Consider the following 18920-nt stretch of genomic DNA (forward strand, 5'->3'; position numbering starts at 1 on the left):
AATGAGTCGTGAAAAAGCGTTTTGAATCAGACGCCTGATGACGCATCCCGCTCGATGTGCGGGCGATGTAACGGCGCCCCGCGCGGGGACTTGAGAGGCGATTGCACGGAATTTATTGAACACCCTCAGGCACATCACAGGGATGTGGAGAGACCATTCGCACAGCGTCCGGATCGGCGTTTTCGCGTGAATACCGCGTGCACGTCATGTTGCAACGGCCGGCACGACGCTTGCTTGCGGCGCGAGGGCGCAGCGAGGAAAAAGTTTTCCGATTGACCGCACAGCGGCGACCTCGACACGCGGTGCGAAGACCAGGAACGCGATCGCGGTCACTTCGCAGCGTCGGCCGGGAACCCGCGGCCGCAGCCACGGCGGCAACGATGCTGTCGTACAAGGGACGCGTCGCATCACGCGCACTGCGTCTGCCGCACGGCGGCGGCGCACGTGACGACGTGCTGGATGCTCACGCGGGCAACACGCGCGTAAGCCCCACGCAGGCGTGAGGACGCAGCAGGACGCCCACGCGCGCGGCGTGGGCGTCGGTCAGAAACAGCGTGCCGCGCCAAGGCAGGCACGGCATCGCGACCGCAGTGGAACATCCTCGGATCTGCGGGATGCGGCACCGGCAGCCGCAAGGCAACCGCCACGCGACAGGCGAGCGACGCGCATTGCGCCGCTTGCCGATGACAAGCGCCGTGCGGCTCAGAACTCCTGCCAATCCTTGTCCAGCGCCATCGCCGCCGCCGGCTGCGCCGCACGCCGCGCAGGTGCGGCCTTGGCCGCTGCCGGAAGGACGTTGCGCTTGCCCGCGGGCGTCGCGGTGGCCTGGTGCCGCGGCGCCTGCGCTACCGGCGTGGCCGCGGATGCGTCGAGCTTGAACAGCGCCACCGCCTGGCTCAGTTCCACCGCCTGCTGCTCCATCGAGCGCGCCGCCGCACTGGCCTCTTCCACCAAGGCCGCGTTCTGCTGTGTGCTCTCGTCCATCTGCGTCACGGTCTGGTTGACCTGCTCGATGCCGGCCGACTGCTCCTGCGAGGCGGCGGAGATTTCCCCCATGATGTCGGTGACACGCTGCACCGAGGTCACGATCTCGGTCATGGTCTTGCCGGCCCGGTCGACCAGGACCGAACCTTCGGCGACGCGGCTCACCGAATCGTCGATCAGGCTCTTGATCTCCTTGGCCGCGCTGGCCGAGCGCTGCGCCAGGGTGCGCACCTCGCTGGCGACCACGGCGAAACCGCGCCCCTGGTCGCCGGCACGCGCGGCTTCCACCGCCGCGTTGAGGGCCAGGATGTTGGTCTGGAAGGCGATGCCGTCGATCACCGAGATGATGTCGGCGATGCGCCGCGACGCATCCTCGATGCCGCTCATGGTGGTCACCACCTGGCCGACCACGTCGCCGCCCTGCGAGGCGACCGAGGCCGCACCGGCGGCGAGCTGATTGGCCTGACGCGCATGCTCGGCGTTCTGGCGAACGGTGGAGGTCAGTTCCTCCATCGAGGCTGCGGTTTCTTCCAGGCTGGCGGCCTGCTGCTCGGTGCGGCGCGACAGATCGTCGTTGCCGGCCGCGATCTCGCTGGCCGCGGCATTGATCGACACCGCCGAGTGCTTGATGCGTCCGACGATACCGGCCAGTTGCTCGGCGGTGGCATTGGCGTCGTCGCGCATCTGCGCGAACACGCCGCGGAAATCGCCGTGCATGCGCGCGGTCAGATCGCCCGCGGCGATCGCCTGCAGCAGGGTCGATAGCGCCTGCAGGTTGCCATCGGCGGTGGCCATCAACTGGTTGAGGCTGTCCACCATCACCCGGAAGTCGTACTGGAAGCGCTCGGCGTCGCCGCGCGCGCTGAAGTCGCCGTCGGCGGCGGACGTCGCCAGTTGCTTGATCTGCCCGTTCATCGCCGACAGGTTGGCCTTGACCTCGTCCATGGTCTGGCTCAGCACCGCCTCCTCGCCAGGCAGGCGGTCCATGTCCTGCGACAGGTCGCCGATCGCGTAGCGGCCCATGATCTGCGCCAGGCGCGTCTTCACCGCCAGGTGCGAGGCCACCAGCGCATTGGTCTCGGCCGCCATGCGCCCGTAGTCGCCCGGGAAGGCCTGCGCTTCGATGCGATGGCTGACTTCGCCCGCGTCGTGGCGCTTGGCCATTTCCAACTGCGCGCCGATCAGGTTGCTGACCTGCTGCTGCATGCCCTGCATCGCAACCAGCAGACGTCCGGTTTCGTCGCGGGCGTCGGTGCGTACGTCGTTGTCGAGCTTGCCGCTGGCGATGGCCTCGGCGACACGCGTGGCGCGGGTCAGCGGCACGGTCAGGCTGCGGGTGATCAGCCAGGCCAGCAGGCCGCTGACCAGCACCACGAGCACGCCACCGGCCACCAGCAGGCTGCGGCCGCGGTCCATCGCGACGTTGGCGCCGGCGTAGGCCTCGGCACCGCGCGTGCGCTGCCGGTTGGCATAGGTATTGATCGCTTCCTGCCATTGCTGCGTCGCCGGTCCGGCCTCCGCCATCAGGACTTTCAATGCCTGATCGGCCTTGTTGGCCATGCCCAGGTCCAGGACCTTCTGGTTGGCGAGACGGGTCCGATCGTAGGCGTCGTCGATGGCCTTGCGCATCTGCGCGCCGGTGGCATCGCTGACCGGGATCGCATAGAGCTTGTCGTGGACCTCGCCGTAGTAGCGGCGCTGCTGGTCGACGGCCTTGGCGAACCGCTCGTTCTCTTCCTGCGTGGTCGGCAGCACGATGTTGCGCAGATTGACCGCCACCTGTGCGCTGGCATTGCGCATTTCGCCGGTGTAATCGAGGATCTGCATGCGCCGGTTGACGATGGTGTCCATCATCTCGCGCGCCTGTTTCAGCGTCAGCAGCCCGGCGACGACGAGCGCACAGGAGAGCAGGATGAGGACGCCGAAGGCGGACGCGAGCCGCGTCCCGACGTTGTAGCGTTGCAGGATTCCGATCATGAGGGGCCACCAAGTAAGAAAAGGAGAGCAGCCCGCGCCACGACCTGGATCGCGCAGGACACCCTCGGGCCAACGGCCTGGGCGCGATGCGACGGAGAAGAAGGAAAAGACACTTCCAGCACCGGCCGCATCGGGGTGTCCCATGCGGGTACTCGTACTAGGTAACGGCGACCCGTAAAGAATCTTGATGCGCAACTGCGCACAGTTTTCTAAATTCCCTCAGCATCGTGACTACGATGTACACGTTGCGCGTCTCCCTCACGCCACCGTTGCGCACTCGTAAATTCCATGTGAAACAAGGATTAGAAGGCGCCCTATCGGCGCCGGCGCACGTCACACTTACCGCCGCAGGCGTCGCCACGCGCACACCAAGAATGTCGTAAACGGCATATATCCGCGACCGCCCGGGCGACCGGCCTCCGCGCCGTCGGGCGCGGAGGCGGCGTGCCTTACTCGGCCAGGTTGGTGCCGGCACCGGCGGTGGCGATGACCTTGGCCTTGACCTGCGCGGCAGGGATCGCCGTGTACATGTAACCCAGCGACTCGGGATAGGTCTTGGACGAGATCCAGGTGGTGGCGTTGGCGTAGGGCTTGCTGGTGCTCTCCGGCACCGTCCAGGTGATGCCGCTGCCGACGTAGTTGTTGATCAGGTCCCAGTAGCCGATCTCGCTGCTGTCGCGCGAGGTCACCGGGTTCTTGATGTTCTCGAAGTAGTTGGCTTCGATCAGCGCCACCCCGCCCATGCGCACGTTGATGCCGGAGGTGAAGACGTTGTTGAAGTAGTTGTTGTAGATGTGGCTCAACCCGCGCCGCTGCAGTGGCAGGCGCGATTCCACGTTCTCGAAGCGGTTGTGATGGTAGGTGGTGCGCGCCGCGGCGTTCTGGGTATCGCTGTCGCTGTAGCCGTTGAGCGCGACCTTCTGGTAGTCGTGGATGTAGTTGTACGACACGGTGACGTGGTTGACGCCCTTCTTCATGTCGATGCCGCCGTCGAAGGACGCGTCGCCGGCGCCGGGGCATTTGGTCAGCGAGGCGAAGATGGTGTTGTGGTCCACCCAGATGTTGGACGGCTGGCCGCTGGAATTGCCTTCCAGCGAGATCGAATCGGCGTCCTCGCCGCCGGGCAGCAGGCCGATGGTCATGTTGCGGATGATGACGTTGTGCGCATTGCCGACCACGCGCACGCCGAAGTTGGCCGAGGAGCCGTTCGCCCCCTTGATGGTGATGTCGCGCTTGTTCTTGATCTGCACGGTCTTGGCCGGCAGCTTCCATTGCGTGCATACGTCGGTGATGCTGGCGTAGTTGAAGCTGCCGGTGTAGTTGAGCACCAGGCCGCCGGAGCCGGCGTAGTTGTCGATCGCCGCCTGCATCGCCTCCATCGTGGCGACGTTGACCGGAATGGCGTTGCCGCCACCGGTGGTGTTGGCGCCGTAGCCGACCGGGCCGGCGAAGGCCGGGGCGGCGCCGACGGCCAGAGCGAGCGCCAGTGCGCCCCTGCGGAACTGCTGCTGCATGATGTCTCTCCCATCTGTCGCGATGAGTGCAGGACGCATGACAGTGCATGCATGCGCCGGCACGGGGCGTGGGGGCCGGCGGCATTCTTGGAATGCGCGCGGCGGCCGGTGCAATCGCCGCGACGCAGAACTGGAACCCTGCGCTCCGTTCGCCGCGCGGGACAGGACAAGCGGACACGCACGGTCCGCAGGAGACAGACAGCGACAGCCGGGGACAGGCTTCCCGCACGCACGCTGCGTTGGACGCACCTCGCCGGCAACGACGGCGAACGGCCGTGCATCGCACGCATCGCCATCGCCGTCGGCGCACCGCGCGGGGGACAAGCGCACGCCGGCGCTGCGCGGCCGCGAATGTTGCGGCCGCAGCACGTTTGCGCGGACCATCCGACGCCGAACAGGCGCCGGATGGCCGCGACACGCTCAGCTCACCGTGTCCAGGCGGTTGTCGCTGCGGTCGGCGTCGGGCAGCACATGGTCCGGATCCAGGGTCACGTGCAGCACCTTCTGCGTACTCGGCACCCGGATCTGCGGCTGGGTCTGCTGCATCCAGGTCTCCACCGGCACGCGCTGATCGAGATGGCTGCCGTCGGCGAAGTCGATGCGCAGGGTCGCCGGCATCACCAGCTTCTGCCGGCTGCCCAAGGTCACCAGCAGGCCCTTGGCCGGATCATGATCGACGTAAGCGGCCGCGCGCACGCCCATGTCCAGCTGCCAGTTGTTGAAATACCAGCCGCGCCACCACCAGCTCAGGTCCTCGCCGGCCTCGCTCTCCATCAGCCGGAAGAAATCCGACGGCGTCGGGTGCTTGTAGGCCCAACTGGCGATGTACTTGCGGAACGCCGGATCGAAGCGCGCCGGGCCGAGGATCTGCTCGCGCAGCAGCACCAGGCCCAGCGCGCCCTTGAAGTAGGTCAGCGGATGCCGGTATTTCTCGCTGGTGGCGTCGGCGCGATCGAGCAGGGTCGGCGCCTGCGCGTCGGCCAGCAGTGGCAGGATCTCGTCCACCGGGTTGCCGCCGCCGGGCGCGTACTCGCCATCGCGCTTGGGCGCGAACTCGCCATGGTTGATCGCGTCGGAGGCGTAGACGTCGATGAAGGTGTTGAAGCCCTCGTCCATGAACGCATGGCGGCGCTCGTTGGAGCCGACGATCATCGGAAACCAGCCGTGGCCGAGTTCGTGCGCGGTGATCCAGAACAGTTGCTTGCCGCCATCCTCCATGTCGTCGAAGACGATGCCCGGATACTCCATGCCGGCGCCGTGGCCGCCCAGGTTCACCGCCGCCGGCCACGGGTACGGATACCACTGCGAGAAGTGCTCGATCGAGGCTTTGACGAACTCGGTGGAGCGGCCCCACTTGTCGCTGCCGACCGCGCTGCGCGGATACACCGACATCGCCAGCGCATGCTTGCCCTCGGGCAGGTTGATCCGCGCCGCATCCCAGACGAACGCTGGCGAGGCGACGAAGGCGACGTCGCGGGTGTGGTCCATGTGGAAGCGCCAGGTCTGGGTGCCGCTGGCGCTGGGCCGGCTGGCCGGCGTGCCCACCTCATCGGCGCCGCGGATGGTCACCGTGCTGTCGCTGGCGGCGGCTTGCGCGAGGCGCTGGCGCTGGGTGGCGGTGAGCACCTGCGCCGGGTTCACCAGCTCGCCGGACCCGGCCACCAGGTAGTCCCACGGCACCGTCACCGCGTAGTCGAAATCGCCGTACTCCAGGTAGAACTCCGCGCCCAGGTAGGGCTGGGTGTCCCAGCCGCGCAGGTCGTCGTACACCGCCATGCGCGGATACCACTGCGCGATCTCGTAGATGTCGCCGTCGGCGGTGGGCGTGACCGCGGTGCGGCCGCCCCAGGTGCCGGGCACGGTGTAGGCGTAGTCGATGTGCAGCTTGAGCGCCTTGCCGCTGGCCAGCGGCTGCGGCAGATCCACGCGCATGCGGGTGTCGTCGATCAGGAAGGTGGCCGCCACGCGCTTGCCGCCCTGCTCCAGTTCCACCTTGGCGATGCGGTAGCCCTCGGTGCTCTGCGGCGCGGGCCGGTCGGCACGCGCGGCGCGCAAGTTGCGGGCGCGGGCATCGCTGCGGTACAGGTTCTGGTCCAGCTGCAGCCACAGCACGTCCAGCGTGTCCGGGCTGCGGTTGCTGTAGGTGATGGTCTCCTGGCCACGCAGCGTGTGCGTGGCCGGTTCCAGGGTGGCGTGCAGGTCGTAGTCGGCGCGGTTCTGCCAGTACTGCGGGCCGGGCACGCCGCCGCCGCTGCGGTAGGCGTTGGCCGGCTGCGGCAACTGCAGCGGTGCGAACAGCGCCTGCGGATCGTAGGTGCCGGCACCATCCGCGGCGGCGGTAGTGGCGGCATCGGCCTGGGCGGCGGCGACAAGGGAAACACAAGCCGCGGCGAACGCAGCGCGGCGCAGGACAAGGATCATGGTGGCGTCCGTGGGGAGGATCGCCGCCGATGGTAGGCCGATTGGGGGTGGCGCGAATGTGCCGTTCGCCACCTTCGGCAGCGGATGCTCGGCAAGGCCGCGTAGCAGCGGCTTCAGCCGCGATGGGCGCTACCGGGAAGGCCCATCGCAGCTGATCCCCGAAGGGGACAAGCGCCGCTCCTACGACGGCAGGGCGACGCGCGCCGGGCTCAGCCCAGCAAGGTCTCCAGCACCGCCATGCGCACCGCCACGCCGTTGGCGACCTGGCGCAGGATGCACGACTGCGCGCCGTCGGCGACTTCGTCGGTGATCTCCACGCCGCGATTGATCGGGCCCGGATGCAGCACCACTGCGTCCTTCGACGCGCGGCGCAGCCGCTCGGCGGTGAGGCCGTACTGGCCGTGGTAGTCCTCCAGCGAGGTCACCAGGCCTTCCTCCATGCGCTCGCGCTGCAGGCGCAACATCATCACCGCGTCCACGCCGTCGAGCATGGCGTCGAAATCCTCGCCGACCACGCAGCCGTCCAGGGTGTCGTCGTCGGGCAGCAGCGCGCGCGGACCGCAGACGCGCACTTCGCCGGCCCCGAGGGTGCGCAGCGCGTGCAGGTCCGAGCGCGCCACCCGCGAATGCTTGACGTCGCCGACGATGACCAGCTTGAGCTTGGAGAAATCGCCACCCTTGGCGTGGCGCAGGGTCAGCATGTCGAGCAGGCCCTGGGTGGGATGCGCGCTGCGGCCGTCGCCGGCGTTGATCAGCGCGGTGCCCTCGCCCGCCGCCTCGGCCAGACGCTCCACTGCGCCATCCTCGGGGTGGCGCACGACGAAGCCGCGCACGCCCATCGCTTCCAGGTTCTTCAGCGTGTCGCGCGCGGTCTCGCCCTTGCGCGTGGACGAGGTGGAGGCGTCGAAGTTCAGCACGTCGGCGCCGAGCCGCTGCGCGGCCAGCTGGAACGAACTGCGGGTGCGCGTGGACGGTTCGAAGAACAGCGTGCACACCGCGGTGCCGGCCAGCACGTTGCGCTTGCCGACCCGACCCACCGCCGCGTCGCGGATCTGCCCGGCGCGGTCCAGCAGTTGCAGCAGGGTCGCGCGCGGCAGCCCTTCCAGGGTCAGCAGGTGGCGCAGGCGCCCGTTCGAATCGAGTTGCGGATCAGTCATGGCGGGTCCGGGCAGTGGATCAGGGAGGGGGAATGGCGTCGTCGGGCGCGGCCAGCCAGCGCTCCACGATCACCGCGGCGGCCACCGCATCCAGCGCGGCGGCGTCGCGGCGGCGCTTGCGGCCGGCGGCGCGGTCCACCGCGAAGCGCTGCGCGGCCTCGACCGAACTGGAGCGTTCGTCGACCAGCACCACCGGCAGGCGGTAGCGCGCGCCGAGTTCGCGGGCGAAGGCGTGCGCGCGCTTGCGGTTGGGCTGGTCGGCACCGTCGAGAGTGAGCGGATCGCCGACCACCAGGCCGTGCGGCCGCCATTCGGCATGCAGCCGGTCCAGCGCCGGCCAGTCCGGCCCCTGCGCATGCACGTCGATCACCGCCAGCGCGCGCGCGCCGTTGCCGAAACAACTGCCGACGGCCACGCCGATGCGGCGGTGACCGACGTCGAAACCGAGCACGGTGCCGTCGCGGCGGATCGTCGCGGGCGCGGCGCTGGCGGGCGCGGGTGCGCCAGGCGCAGGCAGGCCGGACTCAGGCATGCCCGCTGTAGTCGGTGAGGCGGAACAGGTCCACGCCGATGCGCCCGGCCGCGGTCTGCCAGCGCCGCTCCAGCGGCAGCTCGAACAGCAGTTCGGCATCGGCCGGTGCGGTCAGCCAGCTGTTCTCGCCCAGTTCGTACTCCAGTTGGCCGGCGCCCCAGCCCGCGCAGCCCAGCGCGACCACCGCGTTGCGCGGCCCCTCGCCGCGCGCCATCGCCTCGAGCACGTCGCGCGAGGTGGTCAGGTACAGGCCGTCTGCGAACGCCAGGCTGGAATCCCAGCCGTGCGCGCCGTCGTGGATGACGAAGCCGCGCTCCGGATGCACCGGGCCGCCGCTGAGCACCACCTGCTCGCGCAGCGTGGCGTCGATGGTCTCGATGCCCATCTGCTCCAGCACTTCGCCCAGGGTGTATTCGGAGGCGCGGTTGACCACCACGCCCATCGCGCCGTTCTCGTCGTGCTGACAGATCAGCGCCACGCTGCGGGCGAAGTTGGGATCGGACAGCGCCGGCAGCGCGATCAGCAGTTGGTTGGCCAGAGGCGTGGGCAAAGCGGACATGGCCCCATTCTATCGTCCCTCCCGCGTGCGCGCTGCCCGGGCTGCGGCGGGCTGCCATAATCCGCCCGACCGCGGCCGCGACCGGTCGCCCAGGAGCACGCACGCATGGACACGCCCCCCGACCTGCCACGCCAGACCCGCGCCTTCATCGTGCTGGTGGCCCTGCTGCAGGGCGCGCTGCTGTACCTGGCGCAGCGCGGCGCCGAGCGCGGCCTGTGGCCGTTCGGCTCCCTGGGCGGACAGGTGTGCTGGTACACCCTGGTGCTGACCGTGCCGACCATGACCCTGCTGTCGGTGCGGCACCTGGGCGCGCTGCGCCTGTGGCAGCATACCATCGCAGTGGCGGTGCTGGTGGCGGCCCTGTCCGCCTGGGCGGTGTGGAACGCCACCGGCGCGCCCGGCCTGCGCGCCGGCCAGGTGCTGCGCCCGTTCGCTGCGACCGTGGCGCTGGCGATGTTCGTGCTGCTGCCGTGGCTGCAGTGCCGGCTGCAGCACGGGCGCTGGCAGGCGCCGTACCGCGACCTGTTCGAGCATGCCTGGCAGAACGCGCTGACCCTAGCGCTGGCGCTGCTGTTCGTGGGGATCTGCTGGCTGGTGCTGTGGCTGTGGGGTGCGCTGTTCGCGCTGGTCAAGCTGACCCTGTTCCGCGACCTGTTCCGGCAGACCGCCTTCGTCTACCTGGCCACCGGCACCATGTTCGGCCTGGGCATCCTGATCGGCCGCACCCAGCAGCGCGCGGTGCAGGTGATGCGGCAGATCCTGTTCGCGATCTGCACCGGATTGCTGCCGCTGCTGGCGTTCGTGGCGGTGCTGTTCGCGCTGAGCCTGCCGTTCACCGGCCTGCAGCCGCTGTGGGAGACCCGCGCGGCGGCCAGCATCCTGATCGCCGTGGTGGCCACGCTGGTGGTGTTCGTCAATGCGGTGTACCAGGACGGCACCGCCGACGCGCCCTACCCGGCCTGGCTGCAACGGGTGATCGACGCCGGGCTGCTGAGCCTGCCGCTGTACGCGGGGCTGGCGCTGTACGCGCTGTGGCTGCGCATTGGGCAGTACGGCTGGAGTACCGAGCGCTTTGCCGGGGTGCTGGTCGCGGTGGTCGCCTGCGGTTACGCATGCGGTTATGCCTGGGCGGTGCTGCGCCCGGGCGCGCGCTGGCTGCAGCCGCTGGCGCCGGTGAACCGGGTGTTGTCGTGGGTGGTGATCGGCCTGGCGCTGGCGACCAGTTCGCCGCTGCTGGACCCCTACCGCCTGGTCGTCGGCGACCAGTTGCAGCGCCTGGCCGATGGCCGCACCAGCGCCGCGCAACTGGACCTGGCCTACCTGCGCTTCGACAGCGGCCGCCGCGGCTACCGCGCGGTGCAGGCGCTGCGCGAGGTGCCCGCGTTCGCCGACGATCCGGTGCAGCGCGAGCGCCTGCAGCAGGTGCTGCAGCGCCAGCAGCGCTGGGGCGGCGACAACGAGGATGCGCCGCGCAGCACCGATCCGCTGCAGGTGCGCCAACGCATCGTGCCGGCCGCCGGGAGCGCCGAGCCCGACGCCGCCTGGTGGCAGGCGCTGCTGGCCGGCAAGATCGAGGACGGCAATTGCCGGCGCGAGGGCGCGCAGTGCGTGGCGCTGCGCCGCGACCTGGATGGCGATGGCCACGACGACGTGCTGCTGTGCAATGCCAGCGCCGGCTACGGCGTCGAATGCCGGATCCACACCGACCCGGGCAGCGGCTGGCGCGACGTGGCGCGGACGCATTTCTTCCCGCGCCACGGCGACAACGCCGAGGCGCTGTACCAGGCACTGCGCGACGGCAAGCTGCAGGTGCTGCCGCGGCGCTGGCCCGACCTGCAACTGCCCGGCACCCAGCGGACCGAGCTGTACCCCGCCGACCCCAACGACCAGATCGACTGACGGATACCCGCCGCATGAGCAGCTACTGCGATATCGCCCCCGGGCACCCGGTGCACGGCCACTACCACGACCACGAGTACGGCGTGCCGCAACGCGCCGAAGCCGACCTGTTCGAACGGCTGGTGCTGGAGATCAACCAGGCCGGGCTGAGCTGGGAGCTGATGCTGAAGAAGCGCGCCGGCTTCCGCGCCGCCTACGCCGGGTTCGACGTGGACACGGTGGCGGCCTTCGGCGAGGCCGACGTGCTGCGCCTGCTCGGCGATGCCGGGATCATCCGCAACCGGCTCAAGGTGCAGGCGGCGATCCACAACGCGCAGGTGATCCAGCGCCTGCGCGCCAGCCACGGCAGCTTCGCCGCCTGGCTGGACGCGCAGCATCCGCGCAGCAAGGCCGAGTGGATCAAGCTGTTCAAGCGCACCTTCCGTTTCACCGGCGGCGAGATCACCGGCGAGTTCCTGATGAGCCTGGGCTACCTGCCCGGCGCGCACCGCGAAGACTGCCCGGCGTTCGCGCGCATCGCGCAGCTGGATCCGCCGTGGATGCGCAGCGCATGAACGGCGCCGCAGCGCCTGCTGCGCCTGCGCGCTTCGCCGCCGCACCACGGTGGATGCCACGGATACGGCCGACATCGTGGGCGACGGCGGCGCTGCTCGCACTGGCCGCATGCCCGGCGCCCGCGCATGCGGGCGCCCCCGGGACGGCGACGCTGCCGCAGGTACTCGAGCAACTGCGCCGCGAGATCGAGGCCGAACCGGCCAGCAACCCCACGCCGATCGACACGGTGCTACAGCACCATGAGGACACCACTGGCGTGAGCTTCGACCTCGCCGCAGCGGGCGCCGCAGCCGCGCCACTCGTGCAACCGGCCGGCGTCACCGCAGACGAATGGCAAGCGGTGCGCACATACCTGGGTGACGCCGGCACCGCGCAGGACGACGTTTCCGAAAACGGCGACGACCACTACACCCTGCTCGATCTGGACGAAGACGGGCAACGCGATCTGGTGATCACATCCTATGTCGGCGGCACTGGCCTGTTCACCGAGATCACGGTGCTGCGCCGCGACCCCGTACACGGCTTCCTTGCCCTGCCCAACACCGCACCCGACACAGCGCCGGCGACAGGCACCTTCAGCATCAACGGCCGTGGCAGCGATCAGACCCTGTACTGGCTGCGCATCGACGGCCGCAGCTATGCCGCCTATCGCGACGGCGACTACTTCCAGGACACGCTGACGCTGTCGCGCCCGCTATCGCCGCTGCCGCAAGAGCACAGCAGCTCCCGCGTGCTGCAGGTGCGCTACCGCTATCGGCATACGCTGGCGCCTGCGCCAGATACTGCGAACGCCACGACCGAGGAGCAGGACGCCGCACGCTGGCTGACGCAGCACCCGCAACTGCGCGCGGTCGCGGACCGGGAGTTGCAGCGCCTCGGCTTCGACGCACAGGGCCGGCAACGCCGGCCGAACCCGGACGCGCGCTGCCCGGTTCCAGCAGCGACCAGCGACCCCGAAGAACGCGCGCAATGGCCGTGGCACGGGCCCGGTCACTATACGTTCGACTACGTCGCCGACATACGCCTGCGGCAAGGATCGGATTGCTACAGCGCCAGCATCGTCGCCTTCCGCAGCAGCAACCTGACCTCCTACGCTGCCTGCTGTGCGCTGTGGCTGTACGCCGCGCCCGGCGAGCAGGCGGTGACCTTGCCGCTGCTGTCCAAGCGCGAGCGCAGCAGCGTCAAGCTGACCGCGGCGGCACCGCCCGCGCAGTGAACGTGGGCGGATTACCGCGGATCGGTCGCCACCGGCTCGCGCGCGATGCAACGGAAATGCGCCCCCGCTGCATCACGCCGGAAACGGCGACGTTGGCACGCGAGCACGGATAGTGCGGGGGCAGCCCCGTACCGCCGGCAAGTGGTTGGCGTTGAAGGGATCTGAGCGCCAGCGTCCTCTACCGCTCGCGCACGGCGTGGCGGTCGGCATCACCCCGCCAGCCGCGCCTGCCAGAACGGCGCCTGCGCCCAACGCCGCTCGCGCGCGTACAGCGCCCCGCGTTCGCGCAGGTAGGCGCGAAAGCGCGCGAACACGCCCTCCTGGTACGCCGCCAGCGGTGCCGGGCCGGCACCCTGCAGATGCGCTGCCAGTGCGTGCGCGGCGGCCTCGCCGTCCTGCAGGGCCTTGACGATGCCGTGCGCGGTCAGCGGATCGTAGGCGCTGGCCGCGTCGCCCACTGCCAACCAGTCGGCGCCCACCACGCGGCTGAGAATCGCCGACGGCCCCAGTGCGGCGATCAGGCCATCGGCCTCGGGCGCGCACGCCGCGCCCTGCGCCAACCACTGCGCGACATGCCGGGTCTGGTGCGCCACCGCCAGCCACACGTCGCGGTCCAGGTACTGCCGTTGCCGGCGCGGCTCCAGCGCCAGGGCCAGCATCAAGCGCTCATGCGGCAACTTCGCCGCATACCACCAGCCGTCGGCGCAGGCCTCCAGCAAGGCCTGCGACGGAATCGCCTCGGCCCGCTCCAGCGCGAACACACCGGCGACGAAGGCCAGGCAATCCACCTCGTTGCGGGCAACGCCCAGCCGCCGCACCGCCGCGGCGGCGATGCCGCTGGCGTCCACCAGGAACCCGGCGCGCAGCCGGCGCACGCCGCCCTGCTCTTCGTGCAGTTCCAGCACGTGATCGCCATCGGCGGCGCGGCCGACCGCGCCCAGGCGCAGGCCGCGCAGCAGCGTGCCGCCCTGCGCCGGCACCGCCGCGGCCAGCATCGCGTCGAAGGCGGCGCGGTCCACGTGCCAGCCCTTGCCCTGGCCGGCGACGATGAAATCGTTGTAGCCCAGCTCCAGCCGGCCCCAGCTGGCGCAACTGCCGGCCGAGGCCAGCGGCCGCTGCGCCAGGAACGCCTCCCACACGCCCAGCCGCTGCAGCGCCGCACTGGCGGTCGGCGCCAGCGCCTCGCCCAGCCGCCAGCCTGCGGCGCGGCCCATGTCGACCACGACCACGTCCCCGACCCCGCGCGCGGCCAGCGCCAGCGCCGTGGCGCAGCCGGCCGCGCCGCCGCCGACGATGGCGACGGCGCAGCGGTCGTGCGCGCTCATCGGCGTGTCCCGTCCAGAGACGTCCATATGCTCCCGAGGTGCGTGCTCATCACACCTTCGGATCGACCGGCATGTTCGCCATCGGCCACGGCGCCACGAACTCCTGGCCCGGATCGAACTGGCTCGCCACTTCGAGGAACAGCTCGGCCGGGTACGGCGGCTTGCCGGAAACCTGCGCGATCTGCGCGCCACTGATGACGAAGCCCACCTTGGACCAGTTGGCAACGAAGTCCGCGTACGCCTGGAAGCGTCCAGCCCTGGTCGGATACGGACTGTCGGTGCCTTCGCCACGCACCGAATAGACCTGCGGCCCCAGGTACCAGGTGTCGTCGTCGGGGTCGAGCTGGCACAGCGCCGCCGGGTAGACCGCGAACGGCCGCTCGGCCGGCCACGACCAGAACAAGGTGTTGTTCGGATTGACGGTCTGCTGCCCCGGATTGGGATCGGGCAGATGGGTGGCGCAGGAGTTGTAGTCGGTGTGCCAGGGCACCGACATGAACTTGGACAAGTCGCCCGGCTCCACCAGGTGCTGCTGCAGCGGCACATAGCCGAAGCTCAGGAACGCACTGCCCTGATTCGCTTTGCTGTAGTCCAGCGGCGCCTGGTTGATGCGGAACGGTCCGCAATCCTGGGCCTTCCAGTCCTGCACGTAGAGGTTCACGTCGCGGATCGGGAACGACACCTCGATGCCCGGGCTGTAGCGTCCGCCGAGGCAGTTCTGCAGGGTGACGCGGTCCAGCGCTTCGCCAGGGCCCAGCACAGGTGCGCCGCCCTGCACGTAGTTCTTGCCGTGCCACTGGCTCAGCAGGAAGTACTGGGTGGAACTGACGCTGAGAAAGCTCTTCTGCGCATCGCCCAGCGACAGCGGCATCATCGGCGAGCCGGTCTCGGTGTCGGCGGCGGAGGCCGGGTCGCGGATCAGCGTCTTCAGGTTGGGAATCTTCGCGCTCGGATCGTCGGTGGGCTGGATCTGCCCGATCATGTCGTGGCCCTTGACCGCTCCCGATGGCAGATTGGTGTTCCAGCGCTGCAGCATCGCCGCGTGGAAGATCGGCTGGATGTCGTCGCTGAAGGACGGCTGGTAGGTCGCGACGAACGCGTTGTTTGCGTACAGCGACGGCACCAGACCCAGTGCGCGCACCCACACGTCGTAGACGTCGTCCCAGGTGGACACCACATTGCGGGTCTGCGGCGCATAGCCCGGGTCGCCGGTGACGTACCAGGCGCCCTGCACGCTGGCGGTGGTGCCGTCGTTGAAGATCAGCACGGCATTGACCGGGCCGTCGGCGGCATCGTCGTACCAGAGGCCGTTTTCGGTCGCGTCCTCCAGCGGCGGATAGCTGCCCTTGGCCCCGATCACCGCCGAGGTCCGGGCGAAGCCGCCGGCCACGATCAGCGCGCCGTTGGCCTCCACGCGCATGTCTCCCAACGAATCGAGCTTGCCGAGCGGTTCGTGCAGCGTATGGAACATCGAGGGGAAGCTGACCGGATAGGCCGGCTGCTGCTGGATCGTGCCCCCGGCATCTGCGTAGCTGGCGGTGGTGGTCATGTCGAAGGCGACCACGCTGCTGCCCGCGGCGGCGGCGCTGAGCGCGCGCGGACCCGCATCGATCACCAACTGCCGCAACCGTGTCGGATCGTTGGGATCGCTGGGATTTGCGGCATCGGGATAGTTCGGGTTGCGCAGTTCCAGCAGCCCGGGCTCCTCGTAGGCGCCGATGCCGCGAAACTGGCCGCCCTGGCTCACCGTCGAATAGTTGTTGAGCTTCTTGTTGGCCAAATGCACGGTCCACACGATGTCCTTGACCGTCTTGCCGTCGATCGAGCTGCCGACGTCCACGCGCACGCCGCCGCCGTTGGGATACGTGCCGGAACTGCCGCTGGGGTAGGCGTAGATGTGGAAGCGCGCGGCCTGGCGCTTGACGTTGCCGGCGGCGTCGCGGAACTGCTCGGCGGTGATCGGCGTGGACTCGGTGCCGGGCTGCACCGGCAGCCCGCCCATCAGCCCGTCGGCACCGCGGGTGCCGGCCGCGGTCACCGGTGCGAGATAGAACTCCTGGCTGTCGCCAACGCGGCCGATGCCGATTGCCGGATGCACGCGAAACACGTTGCTGGTCATGGTGACTTGCTCCTGATCCGGATGTGAGGGGCGCGCCTCAGCGCGGCGTGGCCGGCCGCGCCGCCGGCGGGGCCTTCTGCGGCAACTGCGCCTGGAAGTAGTCGTTGATCACCACATGGCTGATGTTGACGTTCAGCCCCGGCAACGACTGCGCGCGCGGATCGGGCGAAATCACCTGGGTGGTGTTGTGGCAGGCGAAGCAGTTGTTCTGCGTGCTCTGCACCTGGGTGAAGGTCTCGATGGTGGAATTGGACAGCTTGATCGAGCCGGTGAGCAGCGGCGGCGCACCTTCGGGTGTCGGCGAGGGAATGCATTCCAGGGCCGAACCCGGCTGGAACGTGCAGTTGGGCGCCAACGCATCCTTGGCCACGAACCAGATCGCACCGACCTCGAAGTAGTTCTTCCACACGTCGTTCAACTGGCTCTGCACCGAGGTGTTCATCGACTGGATGTTGGCGATGTTGCAGTCCTGGCCGCTCGGGCACGGCTTCTGCCCGCCGTACGGCACCATGCGGCAGACCTGGGTCACCGGGCTCAGGGTCTGGGTCTGCGCGTTCAAGGTCAGCGCACCGGCACCGGCGGCGTTGACGTTGCACTGTTCGATCGGGGTACCGGCCTTGTAGAAGGTCCAGTCCTTGTCGGAGACGGGCTGGCCCGGATCGAGCGAGGTGTCCACGTCCGGCGCATTTTCGCGGTGCTCGAACGTGGCCCAGATCATTTCCGGATGGCCGGCGACGGTGCCGCCGATGTGGAAGCCGACCAACGCCACGGTCTGGGTTTCGGTGTCGCCGGTGGCAATGATCTTGCCCTTGCGCATGCCCAGCTTGGCGATCTGCGCCTGGCGGGTATAGAACGTGGATACGTCCTCGCCCGGCTGCACCACTTTCCACGCCGCCTTCAGGGTCATGCTGCCGACCGGAAATGCCGCCTTCGGATCGAAGGCACGCAACGCCTTCGGATCCTGCAGGTGATTGCTGGCGATGAACTGGCCGAACACGTCGTTGGAATGGATCGAGTAATAGACCGCGCGCCCATGCCGATCCACCAGCACGCCGTCCGGGCCCGCCTGATCGATCAGTTCGACGGTGCGCGCCTGCTGCGAGCGGCCGATCAACGGATCGAGGACGCCGTCGGCCACGCCGCCGATGCCATCGCTGGACATGCTCAGGAAGCGCGGCTGCCCGCCCACGTCCTGGGTCAGCCACAGGAACGTATTCCACGACCACTGATGGAACTCGCAATTACTGCTGGACGCGAAGCCGGCCGAATCCGGCGCCGGCGTTTGCGAATGCGGGAACCACGACGGCGCCGGCGGCCCCGGCGGCGTGCAGGCCGCTGCGCCTGGCGCGGGCCCCGATCCGGATCCCGCCACCGGCGTGGGTGCCGGCGTGACCGTCCCGCCACCGCTGCCGGGCTTCGATCCCGACCCAGGATTCACGGCAGAGCACGCCGCAACCACCACACAGACCAATGCTGCGAATCCCATCGCACGTTTCATCGCACTGCCCCTCGTTCCGTGGAAAAGCTGTAAGCGCCGGCAGCCGTCGCGGCGCGCCGGACAGGCAGCACCGCGCCGCCGCGCAGGCGCGGCGTCGAACATCGTGGTGAACGTCATGCAGGTGGGATCGCGCTCCCCGCGATCGCGTTACGCCGTCCGTGCGCACTCATCCTTTCTTCGACAGCAGCATGCGCTGCGTCACACTTGGACAGCAAGGCTGTTTCGTAGACACCGCGGAGATTCCGTAGACAGTTACCGTGCAGCGCGGCGGCTGTCGCGCGCAGCACGGCGCGACAATGCGTCGTTGGCCTGCAGGCAGTGCAGGCATGTCATGCATGAGCAGATGCGGTACGTGCAGATCGCGAGACGTTCGCGCATCCGCAAGGAACCCCTGCGTACTGCGACGCGCGCGTCGCCGATCGCGCGACGGCGACCGGCGGCAGACCTCACACGCCCATGTAGCGTCCGGCGCGGTGGTTGAACATCAGCACCAGGCTCAGCACCACCGCGCCGATCGCCGAGTACAGCACCTGCTGCGGCGCCAGCAGCCAGAACGCCACCGCCATCAGCGCCGCGTCGAAGCTCATCTGCACCTTGCCCGCGCTCCAGCCGCGGCTGCGCTGCAGGTACACCGCGAGGATCCCGACGCCGCCCAGGCTGGCGCGGTGGCGGATGAAGAACAGGATGCCCAGGCCGACCAGCGCGCCGCCGACCAGTGCCGAGAACAGCGGCGTCATCGTCGCCCATTGCGCCCAGCGCGGCAGCAGGTCGGTCAGCAGGCCGCAGGCGGCGACCGCGACGAACGTCTTGAGGGTGAATTCCCAGCCCATGCGCCGCACCGCCAGCCAATAGAACGGCAGGTTGACCAGCACGAACATCAGGCCGAAGTTCCAGCCCAGCGCGTAGTGCAGCAGGAAGGCTACGCCGGCCATGCCACCGATCATCAGCCCGCCATGGGCGAACACCGCCAGCCCCAGCGAGGCCACCAGGGTCGCCAGCAGCATGCCCTGCACGTCCTCGGCCACGCTGTGGCGCAGCGCGCGCGCATCCTGCACGGTGCCAGCCGAATCCGGTGGCGGGGTCAGCGGTCCGGCGGTGACGACGGTGCCGTCGTCGGGCAACGGGTCCAGGTCCGGACGCAGATCGGAATCGGGAAGGCTCACG

Annotated in this window: 13 protein-coding genes; 3 read left to right on the plus strand and 10 right to left on the minus strand. The window is 69.3% G+C overall.

Annotated features, from left to right (window positions below; translation table 11 throughout):
• Nucleotides 1–702: 702 nt before the first annotated feature.
• The 6 genes from SLW52_RS18140 to SLW52_RS18165 all read right to left on the minus strand — a co-directional run bounded on the left by SLW52_RS18140 (nucleotide 703) and on the right by SLW52_RS18165 (nucleotide 9144).
• Nucleotides 703–2961 carry a methyl-accepting chemotaxis protein gene (locus tag SLW52_RS18140; RefSeq protein WP_320740873.1) on the minus strand — a complete coding sequence of 753 codons (2259 nt, stop codon included), beginning with the start codon at nucleotides 2959–2961 and terminating at the stop codon, nucleotides 703–705.
• Nucleotides 2962–3410: 449 nt separating this feature from the next.
• Entirely contained in the window at nucleotides 3411–4475 is a 1065-nt protein-coding gene (locus SLW52_RS18145) for a polysaccharide lyase family 1 protein (protein ID WP_017910646.1), read from the minus strand.
• 420 nt (nucleotides 4476–4895) lie between these two features.
• Nucleotides 4896–6896, minus strand: coding sequence for a M1 family metallopeptidase (locus SLW52_RS18150; RefSeq protein ID WP_320740874.1), 2001 nt, complete (start codon nucleotides 6894–6896; stop codon nucleotides 4896–4898).
• A gap of 209 nt (nucleotides 6897–7105) precedes the next feature.
• The gene (locus tag SLW52_RS18155) at nucleotides 7106–8053 is read right to left on the minus strand and encodes an aspartate carbamoyltransferase catalytic subunit (protein ID WP_152236595.1); all 948 of its coding nucleotides are present in this window, start codon (nucleotides 8051–8053) and stop codon (nucleotides 7106–7108) included.
• A gap of 19 nt (nucleotides 8054–8072) precedes the next feature.
• Nucleotides 8073–8570: a Holliday junction resolvase RuvX gene (gene ruvX / locus SLW52_RS18160; RefSeq protein ID WP_156117377.1), complete on the minus strand. Its 498-nt coding sequence runs from the start codon at nucleotides 8568–8570 to the stop codon at nucleotides 8073–8075.
• 7 nt (nucleotides 8571–8577) lie between these two features.
• Nucleotides 8578–9144, minus strand: a complete 567-nt coding sequence (locus SLW52_RS18165) for a YqgE/AlgH family protein (RefSeq protein ID WP_010344126.1) — start codon at nucleotides 9142–9144, stop codon at nucleotides 8578–8580.
• 105 nt (nucleotides 9145–9249) lie between these two features.
• Here SLW52_RS18165 and SLW52_RS18170 point away from each other — a divergent pair, with 105 nt between their 5' ends.
• Genes SLW52_RS18170 through SLW52_RS18180 form a run of 3 tightly spaced genes read left to right on the plus strand, consistent with a single transcriptional unit; the run spans nucleotide 9250 to nucleotide 12814 of the window.
• Nucleotides 9250–11043, plus strand: a complete 1794-nt coding sequence (locus tag SLW52_RS18170; RefSeq protein ID WP_320740875.1) for a DUF4153 domain-containing protein — start codon at nucleotides 9250–9252, stop codon at nucleotides 11041–11043.
• Between the two features lie 14 nt (nucleotides 11044–11057).
• Nucleotides 11058–11597 carry a DNA-3-methyladenine glycosylase I gene (locus SLW52_RS18175; RefSeq protein WP_043095742.1) on the plus strand — a complete coding sequence of 180 codons (540 nt, stop codon included), beginning with the start codon at nucleotides 11058–11060 and terminating at the stop codon, nucleotides 11595–11597.
• Between the two features lie 53 nt (nucleotides 11598–11650).
• Nucleotides 11651–12814 carry a hypothetical protein gene (locus tag SLW52_RS18180; RefSeq protein ID WP_320740876.1) on the plus strand — a complete coding sequence of 388 codons (1164 nt, stop codon included), beginning with the start codon at nucleotides 11651–11653 and terminating at the stop codon, nucleotides 12812–12814.
• A 209-nt stretch (nucleotides 12815–13023) separates the two neighbouring features.
• Here the strand turns inward: SLW52_RS18180 and SLW52_RS18185 are convergent, their stop codons facing one another.
• The 4 genes from SLW52_RS18185 to SLW52_RS18200 form a co-directional block, all read right to left on the minus strand.
• Nucleotides 13024–14139: an FAD-dependent monooxygenase gene (locus SLW52_RS18185; RefSeq protein ID WP_320740877.1), complete on the minus strand. Its 1116-nt coding sequence runs from the start codon at nucleotides 14137–14139 to the stop codon at nucleotides 13024–13026.
• A gap of 49 nt (nucleotides 14140–14188) precedes the next feature.
• Complete coding sequence (locus SLW52_RS18190; RefSeq protein WP_320740878.1) at nucleotides 14189–16258, minus strand: LodA/GoxA family CTQ-dependent oxidase; 2070 nt, start codon at nucleotides 16256–16258, stop codon at nucleotides 14189–14191.
• A 37-nt stretch (nucleotides 16259–16295) separates the two neighbouring features.
• Nucleotides 16296–17630: a hypothetical protein gene (locus SLW52_RS18195; RefSeq protein ID WP_320740879.1), complete on the minus strand. Its 1335-nt coding sequence runs from the start codon at nucleotides 17628–17630 to the stop codon at nucleotides 16296–16298.
• Nucleotides 17631–18202: 572 nt separating this feature from the next.
• Nucleotides 18203–18919: a YitT family protein gene (locus SLW52_RS18200; protein WP_053069717.1), complete on the minus strand. Its 717-nt coding sequence runs from the start codon at nucleotides 18917–18919 to the stop codon at nucleotides 18203–18205.
• Between the last annotated feature and the right edge of the window lies 1 nt (nucleotide 18920).

Source organism: Xanthomonas sp. LF02-5 (assembly GCF_034105325.1).
Taxonomy (GTDB): Bacteria; Pseudomonadota; Gammaproteobacteria; order Xanthomonadales; family Xanthomonadaceae; genus Xanthomonas_A; species Xanthomonas_A sontii.

Excerpts from the sequence above, each read along its gene's own strand:
- SLW52_RS18140 (WP_320740873.1), bottom strand. The coding sequence starts at position 2,961 with ATGATCGGAATCCTGCAACGCTACAACGTCGGGACGCGGCTCGCGTCC.
- SLW52_RS18145 (WP_017910646.1), bottom strand. The coding sequence starts at position 4,475 with ATGCAGCAGCAGTTCCGCAGGGGCGCACTGGCGCTCGCTCTGGCCGTC.
- SLW52_RS18150 (WP_320740874.1), bottom strand. The coding sequence starts at position 6,896 with ATGATCCTTGTCCTGCGCCGCGCTGCGTTCGCCGCGGCTTGTGTTTCC.
- SLW52_RS18155 (WP_152236595.1), bottom strand. The coding sequence starts at position 8,053 with ATGACTGATCCGCAACTCGATTCGAACGGGCGCCTGCGCCACCTGCTG.
- SLW52_RS18165 (WP_010344126.1), bottom strand. The coding sequence starts at position 9,144 with ATGTCCGCTTTGCCCACGCCTCTGGCCAACCAACTGCTGATCGCGCTG.
- SLW52_RS18170 (WP_320740875.1), top strand. The coding sequence starts at position 9,250 with ATGGACACGCCCCCCGACCTGCCACGCCAGACCCGCGCCTTCATCGTG.
- SLW52_RS18175 (WP_043095742.1), top strand. The coding sequence starts at position 11,058 with ATGAGCAGCTACTGCGATATCGCCCCCGGGCACCCGGTGCACGGCCAC.
- SLW52_RS18180 (WP_320740876.1), top strand. The coding sequence starts at position 11,651 with ATGCCACGGATACGGCCGACATCGTGGGCGACGGCGGCGCTGCTCGCA.
- SLW52_RS18185 (WP_320740877.1), bottom strand. The coding sequence starts at position 14,139 with ATGAGCGCGCACGACCGCTGCGCCGTCGCCATCGTCGGCGGCGGCGCG.
- SLW52_RS18190 (WP_320740878.1), bottom strand. The coding sequence starts at position 16,258 with ATGACCAGCAACGTGTTTCGCGTGCATCCGGCAATCGGCATCGGCCGC.